This window comes from Scytonema sp. PRP1 (assembly GCF_036697665.2).
GTDB lineage: Bacteria > Cyanobacteriota > Cyanobacteriia > Cyanobacteriales > Nostocaceae > Kalymmatonema > Kalymmatonema gypsitolerans.
This window is the reverse complement of the sequence record NZ_JBAHYJ020000096.1, coordinates 49,488-67,789: the sequence shown is the minus strand read 5'-3', so window position 1 is coordinate 67,789 and position 18,302 is coordinate 49,488. Positions and strand designations below refer to the sequence as shown.

The 18,302-nt window shown below is 46.3% G+C and carries 12 protein-coding genes; 5 read left to right on the top strand and 7 right to left on the bottom strand.

The window, feature by feature from the left end:
- Positions 1–25: 25 nt before the first annotated feature.
- Positions 26–631, top strand: coding sequence for a 2-phosphoglycerate kinase (locus V5G28_RS25230; RefSeq protein ID WP_332995670.1), 606 nt, complete (start codon positions 26–28; stop codon positions 629–631).
- 149 nt (positions 632–780) lie between these two features.
- On the opposite strand, the gene V5G28_RS25225 is transcribed toward V5G28_RS25230, so the two are convergent.
- From V5G28_RS25225 to uvrC, 3 genes are all read right to left on the bottom strand, one after another.
- A complete protein-coding gene (locus V5G28_RS25225; RefSeq protein ID WP_332995668.1) occupies positions 781–1,536 on the bottom strand; it encodes a globin family protein in 756 nt (251 codons plus the stop codon).
- 394 nt (positions 1,537–1,930) lie between these two features.
- Positions 1,931–2,449, bottom strand: coding sequence for a hypothetical protein (locus tag V5G28_RS25220; RefSeq protein WP_332995666.1), 519 nt, complete (start codon positions 2,447–2,449; stop codon positions 1,931–1,933).
- Between the two features lie 544 nt (positions 2,450–2,993).
- The gene (gene uvrC / locus V5G28_RS25215; RefSeq protein WP_332995664.1) at positions 2,994–4,871 is read right to left on the bottom strand and encodes an excinuclease ABC subunit UvrC; all 1,878 of its coding nucleotides are present in this window, start codon (positions 4,869–4,871) and stop codon (positions 2,994–2,996) included.
- Positions 4,872–5,441: 570 nt separating this feature from the next.
- On the opposite strand from uvrC, the gene V5G28_RS25210 reads away from it, so the two are divergent.
- Positions 5,442–5,912, top strand: coding sequence for a hypothetical protein (locus V5G28_RS25210; RefSeq protein WP_332995662.1), 471 nt, complete (start codon positions 5,442–5,444; stop codon positions 5,910–5,912).
- A gap of 169 nt (positions 5,913–6,081) precedes the next feature.
- Here V5G28_RS25210 and V5G28_RS25205 read toward each other — a convergent pair whose 3' ends face one another.
- Both V5G28_RS25205 and V5G28_RS25200 read right to left on the bottom strand, forming a co-directional pair.
- Positions 6,082–7,188, bottom strand: coding sequence for a peptidylprolyl isomerase (locus V5G28_RS25205; protein WP_332995660.1), 1,107 nt, complete (start codon positions 7,186–7,188; stop codon positions 6,082–6,084).
- Between the two features lie 164 nt (positions 7,189–7,352).
- On the bottom strand, positions 7,353–7,544 hold the full coding sequence (locus tag V5G28_RS25200) for a hypothetical protein (protein ID WP_332995658.1): 192 nt from the start codon (positions 7,542–7,544) through the stop codon (positions 7,353–7,355).
- A 17-nt stretch (positions 7,545–7,561) separates the two neighbouring features.
- Between V5G28_RS25200 and V5G28_RS25195 the strand changes: the two genes are divergently transcribed.
- From V5G28_RS25195 to V5G28_RS25185, 3 genes are all read left to right on the top strand, one after another.
- A complete protein-coding gene (locus tag V5G28_RS25195) occupies positions 7,562–11,260 on the top strand; it encodes a two-partner secretion domain-containing protein (protein ID WP_332995656.1) in 3,699 nt (1,232 codons plus the stop codon).
- 220 nt (positions 11,261–11,480) lie between these two features.
- Entirely contained in the window at positions 11,481–12,749 is a 1,269-nt protein-coding gene (locus V5G28_RS25190; protein WP_332995922.1) for an RNA-guided endonuclease InsQ/TnpB family protein, read from the top strand.
- 242 nt (positions 12,750–12,991) lie between these two features.
- Positions 12,992–16,564, top strand: coding sequence for a two-partner secretion domain-containing protein (locus V5G28_RS25185; RefSeq protein ID WP_332995654.1), 3,573 nt, complete (start codon positions 12,992–12,994; stop codon positions 16,562–16,564).
- A gap of 176 nt (positions 16,565–16,740) precedes the next feature.
- Here the strand turns inward: V5G28_RS25185 and V5G28_RS25180 are convergent, their stop codons facing one another.
- Positions 16,741–17,418 (bottom strand): rhomboid family intramembrane serine protease, encoded by a 678-nt coding sequence (locus V5G28_RS25180; protein WP_332995652.1) that lies wholly within the window; start codon positions 17,416–17,418, stop codon positions 16,741–16,743.
- Positions 17,419–17,575: 157 nt separating this feature from the next.
- On the bottom strand, positions 17,576–18,295 hold the full coding sequence (locus V5G28_RS25175; RefSeq protein WP_332995920.1) for a rhomboid family intramembrane serine protease: 720 nt from the start codon (positions 18,293–18,295) through the stop codon (positions 17,576–17,578).
- Positions 18,296–18,302: the final 7 nt, after the last annotated feature.

Genomic DNA, 18,302 nt, shown 5'->3' with positions numbered 1-18,302 from the left:
AATTATAGAGATTAACACGATTCCTATGTTTGGTGAACATAGAATTCTCCTCATCGGCGGATCATCTCATGTGGGTAAATCGACCCTTGCCCAGTCTCTGGCCTTTCATCTGGAATGGAACTACTGTTCCACAGACAAACTAGCTCGCCATCCTGGACGTCCGTGGCAAGCAAAACCAAAGAAAGTTCCAAATCACGTAGCGGATCATTATCTATTACTGTCAGCCGATGAACTTATCACTGACGTCCTTCGTCATTACAGAGAAAATGTGTGGCCGCTTATCGAAGATATTGTGGCTTTCCATGCAACGGATGTGTCAGCTGACAGATTGGTACTGGAGGGTTCGGCTTTATTGCCAGATCTTGTAAATACTCTGAACTTTGAAAACATTGCTGCCATCTGGCTCACAGCCAGCAACGAGTTTATAAAACGAAGAATCTACGCCGCAAGTCATTATGAATCAAAATCCCATACTGAAAAAATGATGGTTGATAAGTTTTTGGAGCGCAACAATTTATTCAACGATCAAATTATGAACGCTGTCAACCAACTTGGATTGGCAAACGTGGATGTGGAAAATGTACCCAATGTGGATGAACTGACGAGTATGTGCCTGTCAGCATTTAAATGATCACGCTTACACGATCGCCTAGCAAATGCCTGAAGATGTCCTATCAAATTGTGTTTAGCGAACAATTTTTCCTTCTGGTGTCGTAATAGCAATTTGAAAAAAGAATGCGACAGATACACACTGCCAAACCCTCGTTATCTTAGGCTTTCTTAATTTTGAATTTTGAATTTTGAATTTTGAATTGGTATAACTCCCTCTTGTCTTTCCGTCGAGCTGGAATGGTAGTACACAAGCCCAACACTCAACAAACCAGCTACTACAAAAATGATTGGTAATAACTTCGCCTTAAGGCTAGAGACAGTAGCAGGAGGCTGCGTTGGAGCAAAGCTTGTCCTGGCTGGGTTGGTTTTCGGCTGCGATACATCCTCTAACTTAGAGGTTTTCTCTGAATGATTTAGGCTAGAGGCAATAGCAGGAGGCTGCGTCGGGACAGAGTTTACTATAGCTATCCTGGTACTCGGCTGAAGTTCATTCTCCAATTTCAGCGCTTCTTCAGGAGACTTCGCCCCTTCTAGCATAATCTTGACAATCTCTGCATAGGCATCTGTCCACGCCTGCTTAACTTCTGGCGTCCAGTCCGTTCCTAAATAAAATTCAAAGGTTTTCAACAGTGCTGTACCCACCATCGGATAATGTTCCTCGATAGTGGCGTATCTTACATGTCTTTCTCCCAAATCCCTGAGTATAGTCTTTAAATAAGCAAAGTTCCGTAAATTGTAGATTACCAGCACCAAAGTCATCATTAACTTCTTGTCCTGCTCTTGCATATTGGTGTTGGCAAACAACGGCTCAAGCTGAGGATTGTCAGTAAACAAATTGTAATAGAATCTTGATGCAAACTGTGTGGCGTAAGGTTTAATGCCCGCAAAACTTTTTTCTAAAACCTTGACATTCAAAGAAGACATAGTACCGTTGGTAGCTCATAAAATCTGCTTGAGCCAATCTCGCTCTGGATTGACCAAAAACTGAACGGCAGGCCATGCCCAGCAGATAAGCTTTAGCCAAACGATGAAAACCGTCCAGCAAGTGTCCTTAGACTTGTTGCATTCATTCCAAAAAAAATGAAGAATTAACCGCAGATGGACGCCGAAGTAGATGAACACAGATGGAACTCACATTCCGCAATCTTGTCTAATTTATCACTGCGCTGCTAAGAGTGAAAACTCACCACGAACCCATGCGCCTTATCCCGTAACCGCCACAAGAAATAGTTGCACCCCTACTTGTTCTGCGTCGGTTTTCAGTGGTTCAGAACTCAGCAAAAAGTAACTTTTGCTACTACTGCTCATTGCCTTGATGTTAATGCTGAATTTCCAAATTTAGGATGTAGTGTCCCAGTTGGACTTTTTCCGCCCACAATTCATATTCCACCCGCAAATTCCTTGGTAGCGGGTGTCCGTCAAGCACCAATATATTAGTAAAATTACGTAAGGTTATTGGTTTATTAGGCGGCGATGACTCAGTTGGCAGCCAATAACGACTACTGCCAGAAATGCCCTGTTTCCAGATGTGACGGTAATTCAACTGAGCGTTACCCTGCATGGTCATAATGACGCGGTGAGGGGAAATTTCCAACCACCAGGTTCTGGGACTGGTGGGGGCGATCGCGCCTTCGCGGTAGCGTGTCGCTTCGGGAGTCAGTGCAGGATCGGAGGCGATCGCCTCTTCGGAGCTTTTATTTGGCGGTGCGGTTAATAGTAAATGGAATCGGTCACGGTCTTTTTGAGACAATGTTGCGGCAGCATCGACTACAGACAATACTGGCACGTCTGTGGAAACAAGCGATAGGCACACGGGCTTACGGTGTTCGGTCAGCATAGGAGTGATAAGGAGTAGGGATGCTTGGAGGCAATGAGGTACATCAGAACTGATGCATTCACTATGTGATATTAATTATACCCATATTATTTCTTACCTATGATAGATACTTATAGATACTTTATAAATCTCAAGATAGATGTTGTTTTCAGCTAAATTTTATACTTAGAAATAAAAAATATTTTCATAAATAGATTATTTTTTATAAAAAGTAAATAACCTAAAGAGAAAATTAGCAAAAAGCGCTTCCCGTTTAAATCAGACAAGTGAAAACCGCACGACTTGGTGGATTTTCGTCAATGCATATAACCGCCTACTTAATCTGTTCAACTCTCAAATACAGCGCTTTTCGTTTGCATAAACTACAAACCAGACGTTTGGGGTTAAATCAGTTATCAGTTATCAGTTACCAGTTACTAGTCGTCAGCTTTTTGTTCACTGTTCACTGCTTACTGTTCACTGCTTACTGTTCACTGTTCACTGTTAAAGCGATTGCTTCGCGCACGCAAGTGTCGCAGGGGTGCCCTTAACGTGCGTCAATACCTCAAGAGGGATGGAAATAATCGTAGATTTCTTGAGCCAAACGTGGACCAATACCCGGAACTTCAGCGATTTGTGCGGGTGTTGCTTGCCGAATATAATCAACAGAGCGAAAATGCCCTAAAAGCTGCTTTTGTCGATGGTGTCCCAAACCAGAAATTTCATCTAAACGCGATCGCTTTAATTTATCACTGCGCTGCTGTCTGTGGAAGCTCACGGCGAACCGATGCGCCTCATCTCGCAAGCGCCGTAAAAGTTGCACTCCGGGTTGTTCTGCGTCAGTTTCTAGCGGTTCGGACTCTCCTGGCAAAAAAATCTCCTCTCGCCGTTTTGCCAAACTCACAACTCGCAAATCTTCCAATAAATTCATTTCTTGTAAGACTGCGACAACAGATGATAACTGACCTTTACCACCATCTATCATGACAAGGTCAGGCCAATCTGGATTTCCTACTCGCGCTAGTTGCGGATCTTCCGCATACTTGCGAAAGCGACGCCCAATAACTTCGGCGAGACTGGCAAAATCATCTGAGTGTCCTGTTGTGACTGTGGGATTTTTGATTTTGTAGTGGCGATAGTGCTGCTTGGCGGGTAAACCGTCAATAAACACGACTTGGGAAGCGACTGCATTTGACCCTTGGATATGGGAAATGTCGTAACCTTCGATTCGGTGGGGTAACTCGGGTAAATCGACGATCGCGGCTAAATCTTGCATCGCTTCTTGGTTGCGATCGCCCAATTTTTGCATTCGTTGCAATTCATATTGAGCATTTCGCTCCACCATCTCAATTAATTCTGCCTTAGTTTGTCGCTGGGGTGCCAAAATCGTCACTTTTCGTCCCTTACGCCCAGTCAAGACATCTGCGAGTATCTCCCCATCTGGCAATTCGTGCTGTACCAAAATTTCTGTGGGAATTTCTACCGAATCAGCAGTTTGATAATGCTCTTCCAACACTCGTTGTAAGATAGCACCAGGTTCAGCATGAGCATCTGCAACGAAAGCAAGGCGTCCGACCAATTGTCCAGCGCGAATCTGGAATAATTGAATGCACGCGAGTTGTTCGTCCGAGAAGAGTGCGATCGCATCACGGGAAACTGTATCATCTGGTAAAGACACTTTTTGGTCAGCATTGAGCGACTTTAACCCAGCAATTTGGTCACGAATCCGCGCCGCTGACTCAAAGTTCAGTGCTTCTGCTGATTTGTGCATTTGCTCGGCTAGGATATCTATCAGTTCCTGACTTCGACCTTGGAAAACCATCGCTATTTTTTGGACGATTTTGCGGTATTCTTCTGGTGAAATCAGCTTTTGACACACACCCGGACAGCGTCCCAAATCGTAATTCAAACAAGGACGGTCTTTGAACAGGGGTTGAGGACGTTGTCGCAAAGGGAAGATACGCTTGCACAAGCGCAATATCTCCCGCAGTAGGCGAGAATCGGTATAAGGTCCGTAGAATTTATCTTTTTCTTTACCTAGTTGACGTTTACGAGTGATAAAAATACGTGGATAATCTTCTGACCAAGTAATACAGACGTAAGGATATTTTTTATCATCTTTGAGTAGGACGTTGAAATAGGGCTGGTGCTGCTTGATCAGATTGGCTTCCAGCGCCAAAGCTTCGGTTTCAGTATCGGTGACAATGAATTCAATTTCACTCACCTGCTTAACCATTGTGGCGATACGTTCGCTGAGTCTTTGCGAGTCTCGGAAATAAGAACGAACACGCGATCGCAACTTCCGCGATTTACCTATATATATGATGCGATCGCTGCCATCTCGCATCAAATAAACTCCCGGTTCCGGCGGAATTTCTTGTAGGCGGCTTTCTAGGCGTTCAGGTTCTTTAACAAGTGGTACTGTTTGAGCGGATGTTGTCACAACCAGTTTTTGGTAATTTTACATTTTTTACCTATATCTATTTTAATAAAAATTACTGTTATTTTGCCTTGATTTAAGATTTTTCCAATCAATCGGGACATAGATTGATTCTTTTATAAGTCAACAGTTAATTAGGGCAGAATACCACACCTCCTCTGCGATATTTCTCTACACCTTTCATAAGGGGCATCCCATATGTTTAAATTTCTTGTCATGCTGTTCGAGGATACTAAAAAATCAAAAAAAACATTTTTATAAATAATTAATATAGAACCTTTAAATGTTTTTTTTTAAACAAGAACCCCGACTTCTTAAAAAAGACGGGGATCTGAATAAGGTCAATTTCTACGCTTAGCGCAGGCACTTTCACACAAATGAAATAAAATTGCTATATAAACTCTTCTTCGACAGCAACTGCCTCAACCTAGACAGCGAGCTTCAACCTATGATGACGCCGTAGAGGTTGACGACTAGCGCTTACCGGTGGTACTAAATTTCTTTTTTTGCCAGGCTAAAGTAAAACTGGATAAAGTCTTCAGCAATATTTACTAACAACAATAGGACAAAACAATGACTAAAAAATCAAAGAAAAACTTTCGCTCAGAGTGGAGAACGCTAACCGAACTTGGCACTGAATTTGGTAAATCAGCCGTTGCTTTTGGAAAACTTCTTAAAGAACATGGCTTGCGCGATTCTGACGGCGAACCAACAGCCGTAGCCAACGGACTTTTCCAGAGAATTGAAGCCAAGCAAGGCAAGCCCTACTACCTGTGGAATCACAAGGGGATTGTTGCATTCCTTCGATCTAAAGGTATCGAGCCAGTAAGTGACTCTAAAGATGCGCTCAAAGATACCGAAGCACGTAAACTAGCGCGTTCCTACATAGAGGCTCAAAAGTTAGATGACCAAGGAGACAAACTTGGCTACATGATGTTAGGCGAGATGGTTGATGACATTAGAAAGATTGGGCTGGAACGCTTTAATGCCGCATTAAAAGCAGTTGGTTACAAAGGCGAGCCAGTGACATTGGAAGACTGGTAAATATTTTTAATAGACAAGATTGCGGAATGTGAGTTCCATCTGTGTCCATCTATGGTTAATTATTCTTTTTTTTGGAATGAATGCAAGAAGTCTAATGTTCAAACGCCTGAAACTCGGATCCCAGACAAATGTAGAGACGTGCCATGGCACGTCTCTACAACTCATGGCACTATGCCACATTCGGCTCAACTAAATTTTCTGCCCCTTGAATGACTTTTGCGGATTCAATTTTGTCACCCGCCTTCAGTTCATCCAAAACATCTTTTCCTTCAGTGAGATAACCAAAAACAGAGTAGCGACCATCCAACAAGTTGCGCCCTGCTGGAGTGAGTTCTGGTTCAAACAGGAAGAAGAAAATTTGTGAAGAACCGCCATTCACGTCAGTTTCAGGACGTGCCAGCGCCAAAGCACCAAAAGCAGAGAAAGGCAGAACAGGTAAATCAGTGTAACGACCAGCATCCTCTAAAGTGATACCGTAAGTAGGTTTTTTATCGCCTTGTGCGAGTACTTCTAGGGGAACGGCGCGATATTTACCCGTTTTTGGGTCAATAAAACCCACATCTTTGCCTGGTGGATCTCCAGTTTGCAGAACGTAGGATTCTTCAGAACGGGTGAATTCTAAGCCGTCATAAAAACCCCGTTGCACCAAATCAACAAAATTCCCAGCAGTGACAGGGGCGCTGTATCCGTCAACAACAACAGTAAGGTCGCCTTTGTTAGTTTTCACCTTCACAGTCGCACGACCTTTAAGTTGTGGTAAATTGCTGTATTCGGCTGGCACTTCAAAAGGAAATTCCGTCACCATTGACTCTTCAAGTTGGCTAACCAAACTCAGCAATTTGGCACGTTGATCCCGAACTTGTTCTTTATCTTTTGTTTTCACCACCTCTTGCAACTCATTCACGCCGGATTTCAACTCAGCAATCCAAGCTTCAGCTTGAGGTTGGCGTTCTTTTGGAACACCTGCTAGAAGTTGAGAGGGTTTATCGAGAATCCGCGATGCTTTGCTGAGGTCTTTGGAAACAGCACCCCAACGCCGATTTGCTCGCAATTGGGCGGCAATGTCCTCTAAAGAAGCTTGCAGTTGCCGTACAGGTTTATTATCTATCGGGAGTGCGTACCGTAGTAGAGCATTACCGTCAGTAATAGCATTCCCAGCTGGTAGCGCGGCGCTACTAGAGGGAGTCCATCCAACTGTACTTATTCCTAAAAATAGAGTTACCAGCAGCAGTGCAATTAGGCTGTTATTCAACCAGGATTTAAATATCTTGAACATGCGATGGCTCAAATGCAGCATCAAACTATTGACTGGGCGTAACCCAACAATAATCTTCCCACAGTACTGGAAGCACTTTCGCCTTCATACCCAGTTGTGGTCAAAAAAAAGTATGATGAATGGATATTTTTAACCACAGATGCACAAAAATGAACACTAGTTAATCATCTGTGTCCATCGGTGTCCATCTGTGGTTTAATTTTCATACAATCTCCATCAGCGATCGCGCAAAGCGCAGCGCCCACGCATGGCGATCGCAAGTCAGCCCACTGTCCAAAGAGCGATCGCGCAAAGCGCACCTCGAAGAGGCGATGGCGCAGAACGCCCGCTCCGCGAACGCATCGAACAATCGCCATACTGGAGGTAGGACAAGATGAGCAGGTGGCATCTAAGTACATGCGTTTTGAGCGGCACTGCTGTGTGGGTACTTGGTTGTGCCCAACCGATCGCAGCTCAAGTGATTCCCGATAACACGCTGCCAAGAGCAGAGCAAACGCAAGTCACAGGCAACCCCAATTTTCAGATTGACGGCGGGGCAAGGCGGGGCGGCAATCTGTTCCACAGCTTTGAGCAGTTTTCTGTGCCCACTGGCGGTTCTGCCTTCTTCAATAATGCAGCAGATGTGCAAAACATTCTGACACGAGTCACAGGTGGGTCAATTTCTAATATTGATGGCTTAATTCGAGCCAACGGTACAGCCAACCTGTTCTTGCTCAATCCCAATGGCATTTTGTTTGGTCCGAATGCGTCACTCAACATTGGCGGTTCGTTTGTGGCTACGACTGCCAATGCTCTAGGCTTTCCCAACGGCGAGGTGTTCAGCAGCGATGCGAAGAGTCCGTTGCCTAGTCAATTGCTCACCGTCAATCCCAATGCTCTCTTCTTTAACCAACTGACGCCACAGCCAATAATCGTTCAATCTCGTTTTAACGAGATGGTTTTCAATCAATCTAGTTTTAACGCCACTGGTTTACACGTTCCCCCTGGGCAAAACCTATTGCTCGTTGGCGGGGCGATTCAACTAGATACTGGAGAGCCATTTATTCCCACAAGCCCCCCTGGACGACCCATATTGAAATTTTACTCGCCTGACATACAATTAGATGTTCAACCAGATGGTGGATGGTTAATTAGTCCAGGAAGCTATGTCGAGTTAGGGGCTGTGGGTGGGGTAGGAAGGGTTGGTTTATCGACAGCTAGTCCTGATTGGCAACTGACTATACCTAATGGAGTGCCAAGAGCAGATGTCTCCTTCAGTAATGGTAGTGGCATTGATGTTAGGGGAGCCAGTGGCAGTATTAGAATGCTTGCCCAAAACATTGATATCAAAAGAAGTTTACTTAGGATGGGGATTCCCAACGATTCGAGATTACCCAATACCCAAACTGGAGATCTGGATCTGAATGCAACTGGCTCTATCACAATCAGCCAGAGCGCCTTGGAAAACAGGTTACTTGGAGTGGGAACTCTTGGTAGCGTCAATCTAAGTGCGGGCGATCGCGTCTCTTTGGATCACACTGATGTATACAATAGCGTGCCAACTGGCATCGGTAACGCTGGCGATATCAACATCACTACGGGGTCGCTTTCTCTCATCAATGGGGCTCAACTGGTTTCCGGGACGGCTGGACAGGGAAATGGTGGCAGTATAAATATTAATGCCCGCGATACCGTTTCTTTTGATATCAGTAGGATATACAATGTCGTGAACTCAACTGGTGTCGGTAATGCTGGCGAGATCAACATTACTACGGGGTCGCTTTTTGTCAGGGGTGCTGGACTGACTTCCTACTCGACTGGACAGGGAAATGCAAGCACTGTGAATATTAATGCTCGCGATACTGTCTCTTTTTTTGATGGCGCTTCTGTATTAACTATTGTGCCGTCAACTGGTGGCGGTAATGCTGGCGAGATCAACATCACTACGGGATCATTTTCTCTCACGGGTGGCCAGATGTCTACCTGGGGGCCAGTACTGGGAAATTCAGCCAATATAAATATCAATGCCCGCGATACCGTTTCTCTCACGCAGAAGGCTGTTTTGTCTTCCACTGCGAGAGCACCGAAAGATTCAGGTAGCGTGAACATTAAGGCTGGCGATAGCGTCTCTATTGATGGCGGTTCCAGTATCCAGACACAACTGGGCTGGAATCCTCCATTCCTTACTCCGGAAGAAACTGATATCGGTCATGCTGGCGATATCAACATCACCACAGGGTCGCTTTCTCTCACTAATGGCAGTTACCTGTATTCCTACACGTTAGGACAGGGAAATGCAGGAGAAGTGAATATTAATGCTCGCGATCGCGTTACCATAGATGGTGAGTCCGACCTGATATACGGCATTGTTCGATTCACCAGTGGTATCTCCACACAAGTGCTTTCAGAGTATTTTTTTAAAGGCGTGGGTCAAGGCGGAGATGTGACGATCAAAACTGGCTCGGTGTTTCTGACCAACGGGGGTCGTGTGAATACCTCTACGCAGAGATTGGGAAATGCCGGTCACGTCATCATTAATGCTCGTGACTCTGTACAGATTAGTGGCACAGCCCCTAGTTATCTTAGTTATTCAAATCCTTTTCCTTTTGGTCCTGTGTTCTATAGCCCTTATAGTGGGGTGACGACCTCAGCGCAGGCAGGCTCGGTGGCAAGCGGAGGGGATGTAACCATCACCACAGGCACACTGTCTGTTTCTGACTCTGGCGCAATTAACACCAATTCACAGGGACAAGGCAGGGCAGGAAATATCCAGATTCAGGCTAGAGATGCCGTCTCGTTTGATGGGGGAAATGCCATCAGTACGCTTGACTCTGGGGCAGTTGGCAGGGGTGGCGATATTGATATCACAGCGCGATCGCTCTCCCTGGTCAACGGTGCCAAACTCTCCACTTCCACTGCTGGCGAGGGAGACGCGGGCAACATCACCGTGAACACGCCAGAGCTACAGTTGTCAGGGGCAACCAGCGGTCTATTTGCTCAAACCACCAGTTCTGGAAATGCAGGGAACTTGACGATTCAACCGCGTGGCAATGGGCAAAGCGTGCGAGTGAACCTGCAGGATGGGGCGCAAATTTCTGCTGACACTTCCAGCAGCGGTCGAGGTGGAACGTTGGCGATCGCTGCCCCAGAGTCGATTACTCTCACAGGCAATGGTTCGGTTATTACCGCAGGCACGGGTGGCGGTGGTGCAGGTGGTAACTTAACTCTGCGCACAGGCACCCTCGGCATTCAAAACCAAGCAGAAGTCACCGTCAGCAGTTCGGGTACTGGCAGTGCAGGCAACTTGTTTGTCGATGCCAATCGCATCTTTCTCAACAACCAGGGCAGAATTCGGGCAGATACTTCGGGCGGTGGCGGGAATATTAATTTACGAGCTCCCCTAATTCTCTTACGAAACGGTAGTAACATCACAACCAACGCCACAGGCAACAACATTCCTGGCGGCAACATTGGGATTGATACCCGGTTTCTGGTTGCTGGCAAAAGTGAAAATAGCGACATCAGCGCCAATTCACAGGATTTTCGTGGCGGTAATGTCAGCATCAATGCCTATTCGATTTTTGGCATTCAACCGCGTCTTCAGCCCACCCCCGGTAGTGACATCACCGCCACGGGATCGAACTCTGCCTTAAGTGGCACAATCAATGTTACCACAGCCGGTATTGAGCCAACGGCTGGTTTAGTTGAATTACCGACTGAATTCGTAGACCTGTCGCGGTTGATTGCTACTGGCTGTCCCGCTAACGAAGGCAATTCCTTCGTCATCACTGGTCGCGGTGGCTTGCCTCCCACTCCTGAGCAGGAATTGGACGATGATGCCGAGTGGCAAGACCAACGCAGGCTAACAGTTGGTCAACACACCCCACAGCAGCTCACACCCCATACCCGAAGCACTCACACCCCAAACCGTTCACAACAGCTCACGCCGAAGCCCAAATCCTACACCCCAATCATCGAAGCAACCGGATGGCAGAGAACTCCCAGTGGAGAAATCATCCTGGTTGCTACCACACCTGAACTGGGGGTGCAGCATCCATTGAATTTGGCAGTTAACTGCCAAGGCAGCCAGTAAATTGTTTACAGCGCTTTTAACAATCCGCCGTAATTCCCCATCCCTCTTACAGGGTGGGGATGTAAGGCGGGTCAAAAATAAAACGCCCTTAAACCGATGTTTTGTGTAAACAAAACCAGGGAAAAGGGTAATTTTATTTTTGACAATCTCCGAGTAAAGAGCTAAAATAGATGAACTTTAATGCTAACCCAAGTAGACAGTAAGGAGGTGGTATTGAGTTCTGAGGAAAGTAGTCAAAGTTAGGCTCTACCCAACACAAGAACAGCAAATATTGCTAGCGCAGACATTCGGATGCTCACGGTGGTGGTGGAACTACGCTCTAAATAAATCAATTGAGACTTATAGAGAAACCGGAAAAGGACTAAGCCAATCAGCACTCAACGCCCTTCTACCAGCTTTAAAAAAGGACTCAGAAACTATTTGGTTGGGAGAATGCTACAGTCAGGTACTGCAAGCTACAACCCTGAATCTGACAACTGCCTACAAAAACTTCTTTGACAAAAGAGCGGGTTTCCCACGGTTCAAATCAAAGAAAGACAAACAGTCCGTTCAATATCCACAAAACGTCAAAGTTCTAGATGGTATTGTCAAGCTTCCAGGAAACATTGGAGAGGTGAAAGCTAAGGTTCACCGACCAATTGAGGGGAAAATCAAAACTGTGACTCTCAGCAAGTGTCCCTCAGGTAAGTACTTTGCATCTATTCTGACTGAAGTTGAGGGGGACAATCCCGTAGCCTCAACTGAGGGTAAAGTTGTAGGTGTGGATTTAGGATTGAAGCACTTTGCGATTGTTAGTGATGGCAATAAGGTGTCTAAGTTTGACAACCCTAAACACCTTGCAAAACGCGCTCATGTTCTAAAACGTCGTCAACAAAAATTAGCACGTAAAACTAAAGGGAGTAACACTAGATATAAGTACACAAAAATAGTTGCCAAAGTGTACGAACGTATAAGTAATACTCGTCAAGATTTTCTACATAAGCTATCAACAAAGCTCGTCAACGAAAACCAAGTTGTCGTAGTAGAGAATCTTCATGTCAAGGGCATGGTTCGTAATCACAATATGTCGCGATCAATATCTGATGCAGGATGGGGAACTTTCACTAACTTCTTAGCCTATAAACTAGAACGCAAAGGTGGGAAGTTGGTTGAGATTGACAGATGGTTCCCTAGTTCCAAGCTTTGCTCTAATTGCTACCACCAAGTTGATGAAATGTCATTGGATGTGCGGGAATGGACTTGCCCCCACTGTGGTACTCATCATGACAGGGATGGAAACGCTGCAACGAATATTAGAGCAGAAGGCATCAGAATGCTAAAGACGGATGGGACAGCCGTCTCTGCCAGTGGAGGGGAGGTAAGACCAAGGGGTGGACGTAAGTCCAATCTGAGGCACTCCCCCGTGAGACTGGAAGCCCCACCCTCAGGCTCTGCCACGCATCTTGCCACCCAGTCGTACAGAACGATGGTTCTGACTCCTGAGTTCTGAGTTCTTTCTTGTGAAAGCTTGAATGAAATAGGGCTACTTATTCATTCCGTTGTCATTCCCTACAATAGAGCGTGCCATTTGTAAAAAAAAGACTTGTTTTACATCCTCTCAGGAACGCTGAAGCTGGTGTGAATAAAGTTGAAGCGTTTGTAAGAAACACTAAGGGCATCGCTACTATTGTTTAAGCTTTTGTAAGCAGCGCCTGACTTGTCGTTAGGGATACGGAGGGCAAAACAGCTTTTATGAACGAGTGGCACCTGAAATCATGGTTTTTAATTGGCAGCGTCTTGAGTGTGCTTCACTGTACTCAACCGATCGCAGCTCAAGTCGTTCCCGATAACACGCTGCCAAGAACAGAGCAAACGCAAGTCACAGGCAATCCCAACTTCCAGATTGATGGCGGGGCAAGACGGGGTGGCAATCTGTTCCACAGCTTCCAATCGTTTTCGGTGCCCACCGGAGGTTCTGCCTTCTTCAATAATGCAGCAGATGTGCAGAACATTCTGACACGAGTCACAGGTGGGTCAATTTCTAATATTGATGGTTTAATCCGAGCAAACGGTACGGCAAACCTGTTCTTGCTCAACCCAAATGGCATTTTGTTTGGTCCGAATGCCTCTCTCAACATCGGGGGTTCGTTTGTTGCCACGACGGCTAATGCTCTAGGCTTTCCTAATGGGGAAGTGTTCAGCAGCGATGCGAACAGTCCGTTACCTAGTCAATTGCTCACCGTCAATCCCAATGCTCTTTTCTTTAACCAACTCACGCCACAGCCAATAATCGTTCAATCTCGTTTTAACGAGATGGTTTTCAATGAATCTAGTTTTAACGCCACGGGTTTACACGTTCCCCCTGGACAAAACCTCTTGCTCGTGGGTGGATCGATTCAACTCGAGAGTGGAGAACCCTTTATTCCCACAAGCTCTCCTGGACGATCGTTCTTCACTCTTTTGAATCCCAGACGAGACATTCAACTAGACGGTGGATGGTTGATTAGTCCGGGTAGCCATGTTGAGTTAGGGGCGGTAGGTGGGGTAGGAACTGTTGGTTTATCGACAGCTAGCTCTGATTGGCAACTGACGATACCCGATGGAGTGCCAAGAGCAGATATTTCCTTCAGCAATGGGAGTGGCATTTACGCTGTAGGAACCAGTGGCAGTATTAGAATGCTTGCCCAAAACATTAATATCTCCAAAAGTTTACTTAGGATGGGGATTCCCAACGATTCGAGGTTACCTGATAGCTCAACGGAAGAGATGGAGTTGAATGCAACTGGCTCTATCACAATCAGCCAGAGCCTCTTGGAAAACAGGTTACTTGGAGTGGGAACTCTTGGTAGCGTCAATCTAAGTGCGGGCGATCGCGTCTCTTTGGATCACGCAAGTGTATACAATAGGGTGCAACCAACTGGCATCGGTAACACTGGCGATATCAACATCACTACGGGGTCGCTTTCTCTCATCAATGCGGCTCAACTGGTTTCCGCGACGGATGGACAGGGAAATGGTGGCAGTATAAATATTAATGCCCGCGATACCGTTTCTTTTGATATCAGTAGGATATACAATGTCGTGCAATCACCTGGTGTCGGTAATGCTGGCGAGATCAACATTACTACGGGGTCGCTTTTTGTCAGGGGTGCTGGACTGACTTCCTTCTCGACTGGACAGGGAAATTCAAGCACTGTGAATATTAATGCTCGCGATACTGTCTCTTTTTTTGATGGCGCTTCTGTATTAACTCTTGTGCAGTCAACTGGTGTCGGTAATGCTGGCGATATCAACATCACTACGGGATCATTTTCTCTCACGCGTGGCCAGATGTCTTCCTACGGGCCAGTACTGGGAAATTCAGGCAATATAAATATCAATGCCCGCGATACCGTTTCTCTCACGCAGAATGCTTTCTTGTCTGCCACCTCGGTTGCACCGAAAGATTCAGGTAGCGTGAACATTAAGGCTGGCGATAGCGTCTCTATTGATGGCGGTTCCTCGATCCAGACACAACTGGGCAGGAATCTATCCCTTACCCCGGAAGAAACTGATATCGCTAATGCTGGCGATATCAACATCACTACAGGATTGTTTTCTCTCACTAATGGCAGTTACCTGTATTCCGACACGGATGGACAGGGAAATGCAGGCAGAGTGAATATTAATGCTCGCGATCGCGTCTCTATTGATGGTGAGTACTCCGCAGAAATCATCAGCGGTGGACGCAGCATTGGCACAATCTATAACACCAGCAGTATCTCCACACAAGTGTTTTCACGAACTGTGGGTCAAGGAGGAGATGTGACGATCACAACTGGCTCACTGTTTCTGACCAACGGGGGTGCCGTGAATACTTCCACGGCTGGGCAGGGAAATGCTGGTCGCGTCACCATTAATGCTCGTGACTCTGTACAGATTAGTGGCACAGCCCCTACTCGTACCGACTACCCCAGTCAGGTGTTTACTTCAGTGAAACCAGGAGCTGTGGGAAGTGCGGGTAATATCGATATCACAGCGCGATCGCTCTCACTGCTTAATGGAGCGCAACTCGCGGCTTCCACCTCTGGAGAAGGAAGAGCTGGCAATATCAGAATCAGTGCTGACACAGTTGGTTTAAGCAGTGGCGGACAACTGCTCACTACGACATCTAGTAGCAATCGTGCGGGTGACATCACAGTTAATACTCCAGAGCTTCAACTATCTGGGGCAACCAGTGGTCTATTCACCGGAACCACTAGTGCCGGGGATGCTGGTAACTTGACGATTCAGCCACGAGGAAACGGGCAAAGTGTTAGAGTGAACCTGCAATCCGGTGCACAAATCTCTGCTTCCACTTCTAGCAGTGGTCATGGGGGGCTGCTAACGATTACTGCCCCAGAGTCGATTACTCTCACAGGCAATGGTTCGGTGATTGCCGCAGGAACAGGTGGCGGTGGTGCAGGTGGCAACTTAACTCTGCGTACAGGCACTCTCGGTATCCAAAACCAAGCAGAAGTCACAGTTAGTAGTTCCGGTACAGGCACTGCAGGCAACTTGTTTGTCGATGCCAATCGCATCTTTCTTGACAACCAAGGCAGAATTCGGGCAGATACTTCGGGTGGTGGCGGGAATATTAATTTGCGATCGCGCCTAATTCTGTTGCGAAACGGTAGTAACATCACAACCAACGCCACAGGAAACAACATTCCCGGTGGCAATATTGAGATTGATAGTCGGTTTCTCGTGGCTGGCAAGAGTGAAGATAGCAATATCAGCGCTAATTCACAGGATTTTCGTGGCGGTAATGTCAGCATCAATGCCTATTCTATCTTTGGCATTCAACCGCGTTTTCAGGCTACCCCCAGTAGTGACATCACCGCCACGGGAGCGAACTCTGCCTTAAGTGGCACAATCAATGTCACGACAGCAGGTATTGAGCCAACGGCGGGTTTAGTTGAATTACCAACTGAATTTGTAGATCCGTCGCGGTTGATTGCGACTGGCTGTCCCGCTAACGAGGGCAACTCATTCATTATCACTGGTCGCGGTGGTTTACCTCCTACTCCTGAGCAGGAATTAGACGATGACGCGGAGTGGGAAGACCGACGTAGACTAACAGTTCCTCAGCAAACCCCACAGCAGCTCACACCCCACACCCGAAACATTGACACCCCAAATCGTTCACAACAGCTCACGGCTTTTCCCAAATCCTATACCCCAATCATCGAAGCAACCGGATGGCAGAGAACTGCCAGTGGAGAAATCATCCTGGTTGCTACCACACCTGAACTGGGGGTGCAGCATCCGTTGAATCTACCTGTTAACTGCCAAGGCAGGCAGTAAACTAGACCTCTTGCAAAAATGCTTGAATTGTCATGTTTACCGAGTGAGAACATAGGAGTGGAGATTCCTCGCTACACTGGGTTTCGCGACTAATGACATTCACGTTTTTTGAATGAATGCAAGAAGTCTACTGATGTGAGTTCGACGGATCTGTCCGACCCAACCTCCCTGTTTGCCTAATAGTCATCGCGCCTAAATAACCCAAGCAAGGGACCGAGAATCACACCAAAGACAAAACCGCCGATGTGCGCCCAGTAAGCAACTCCGCCCGTCTCCACACTCATGTTAGCGGCGGCTTGTAGGTTGGCAAGACCAGATATCACATTTTGGATAAAGAAAATCCCAATCAGAAGCAGTGCAGGAACTCTAATTGTGGTGATGAAAAAACCTAAAAAGACTAATGACATGACTCTTGCATGGGGAAAACGAATGATGTAGGCACCCAAAACTCCAGAAATAGCACCACTTGCCCCTAACGATGGAACTCCAGAATTGACACCTATCACCCACTGGCATAAAGCTGCTAGGGCACCACAACTAAGATAAAAAATTATGTATTTAAAATGACCTAAGCGATCTTCAATATTGTTACCAAAAATCCATAGAAACACCATATTTGAAATTAGGTGCCACCAACCACCATGTAAGAATTGCGACGTAAATAAAGTCGTCCATTCCCCAGGCAAGTTGTTGGTTAACTCTCGTGGCACTACTGCATACAGCCGCAAAAACTGCTCTAATTGTCCACCTGACAGACTAAGTTCATGAAAAAAAACTAAAACGTTCATGCCAATCAACCCGTAGGTAATATACGGGGTGATTCGTGTTGGGTTTTCGTCATATAGGGGAAACACAGGTGTTTTTCCTCATCACTAATTAACTGCAATATATCTTGTGGGGCTAGCAGTTGCTGAAAAGGAATTTGACCTGCTGCTGTAAGCTGCCATAAGAAACCTGTATTTGGCAAACATCATAAGAAGTGCCAGCCTTATTCGTGGCACTTGCTTTGTACTAAGTGTACCAAGGCTCTTGCTTTGGTTTGTCGCTAAATAACCCCAGCAATGGACCAAGAACTGCCCCAAATACAAAACCACCTGCATGCGCCCAGTAGGCGATACCGCCGCTTTCCATACCAATATTAGTAGGTGTTTCTAGACTAGCGACTCCGTAGAAAGCTTGCTCAAGAAACCAAAACCCAAGAAACAAGTACGCTGGGACACGGAATGTGGGGAAGAAAAACCCTAGGGGAATGACGCCGAGAATTTCTGCTTGGGGAAACCGGAGAATGTATGCCCCTAACACGCCGGCGATCGCACCACTAGCCCCCAACGAAGGAATTGAAGAATTCTGTGAAAAGTACCACTGCGCCAGTGATGCCAAAACACCGCAACTTATATAGAAAAACAAGTATTTGATATGACCCAATTTGTCTTCAACGTTGTTACCAAAAATCCACAGGAACAACATATTACCAGCCAGGTGCAGTAAACCACCGTGCAAAAACTGCGAAGTAATCAAAGTGATCCATTCTGGCACTGGCTGATGAACTGAAATTCCCGCAAAACTGGCACTCAGTTCTCGCGGCACAACTGCCGCAAGGTGTAAAAATCCATCTAATTGTTGCGGAGGTAGATTGGCTTCGTAAAGAAAAGCCAAAACATTGGCGGCAATCAGCCCATAAGTGACATAGGGCGTGATTGTTACAGGATTATCATCTCTGATAGGAACCACAGGCGCT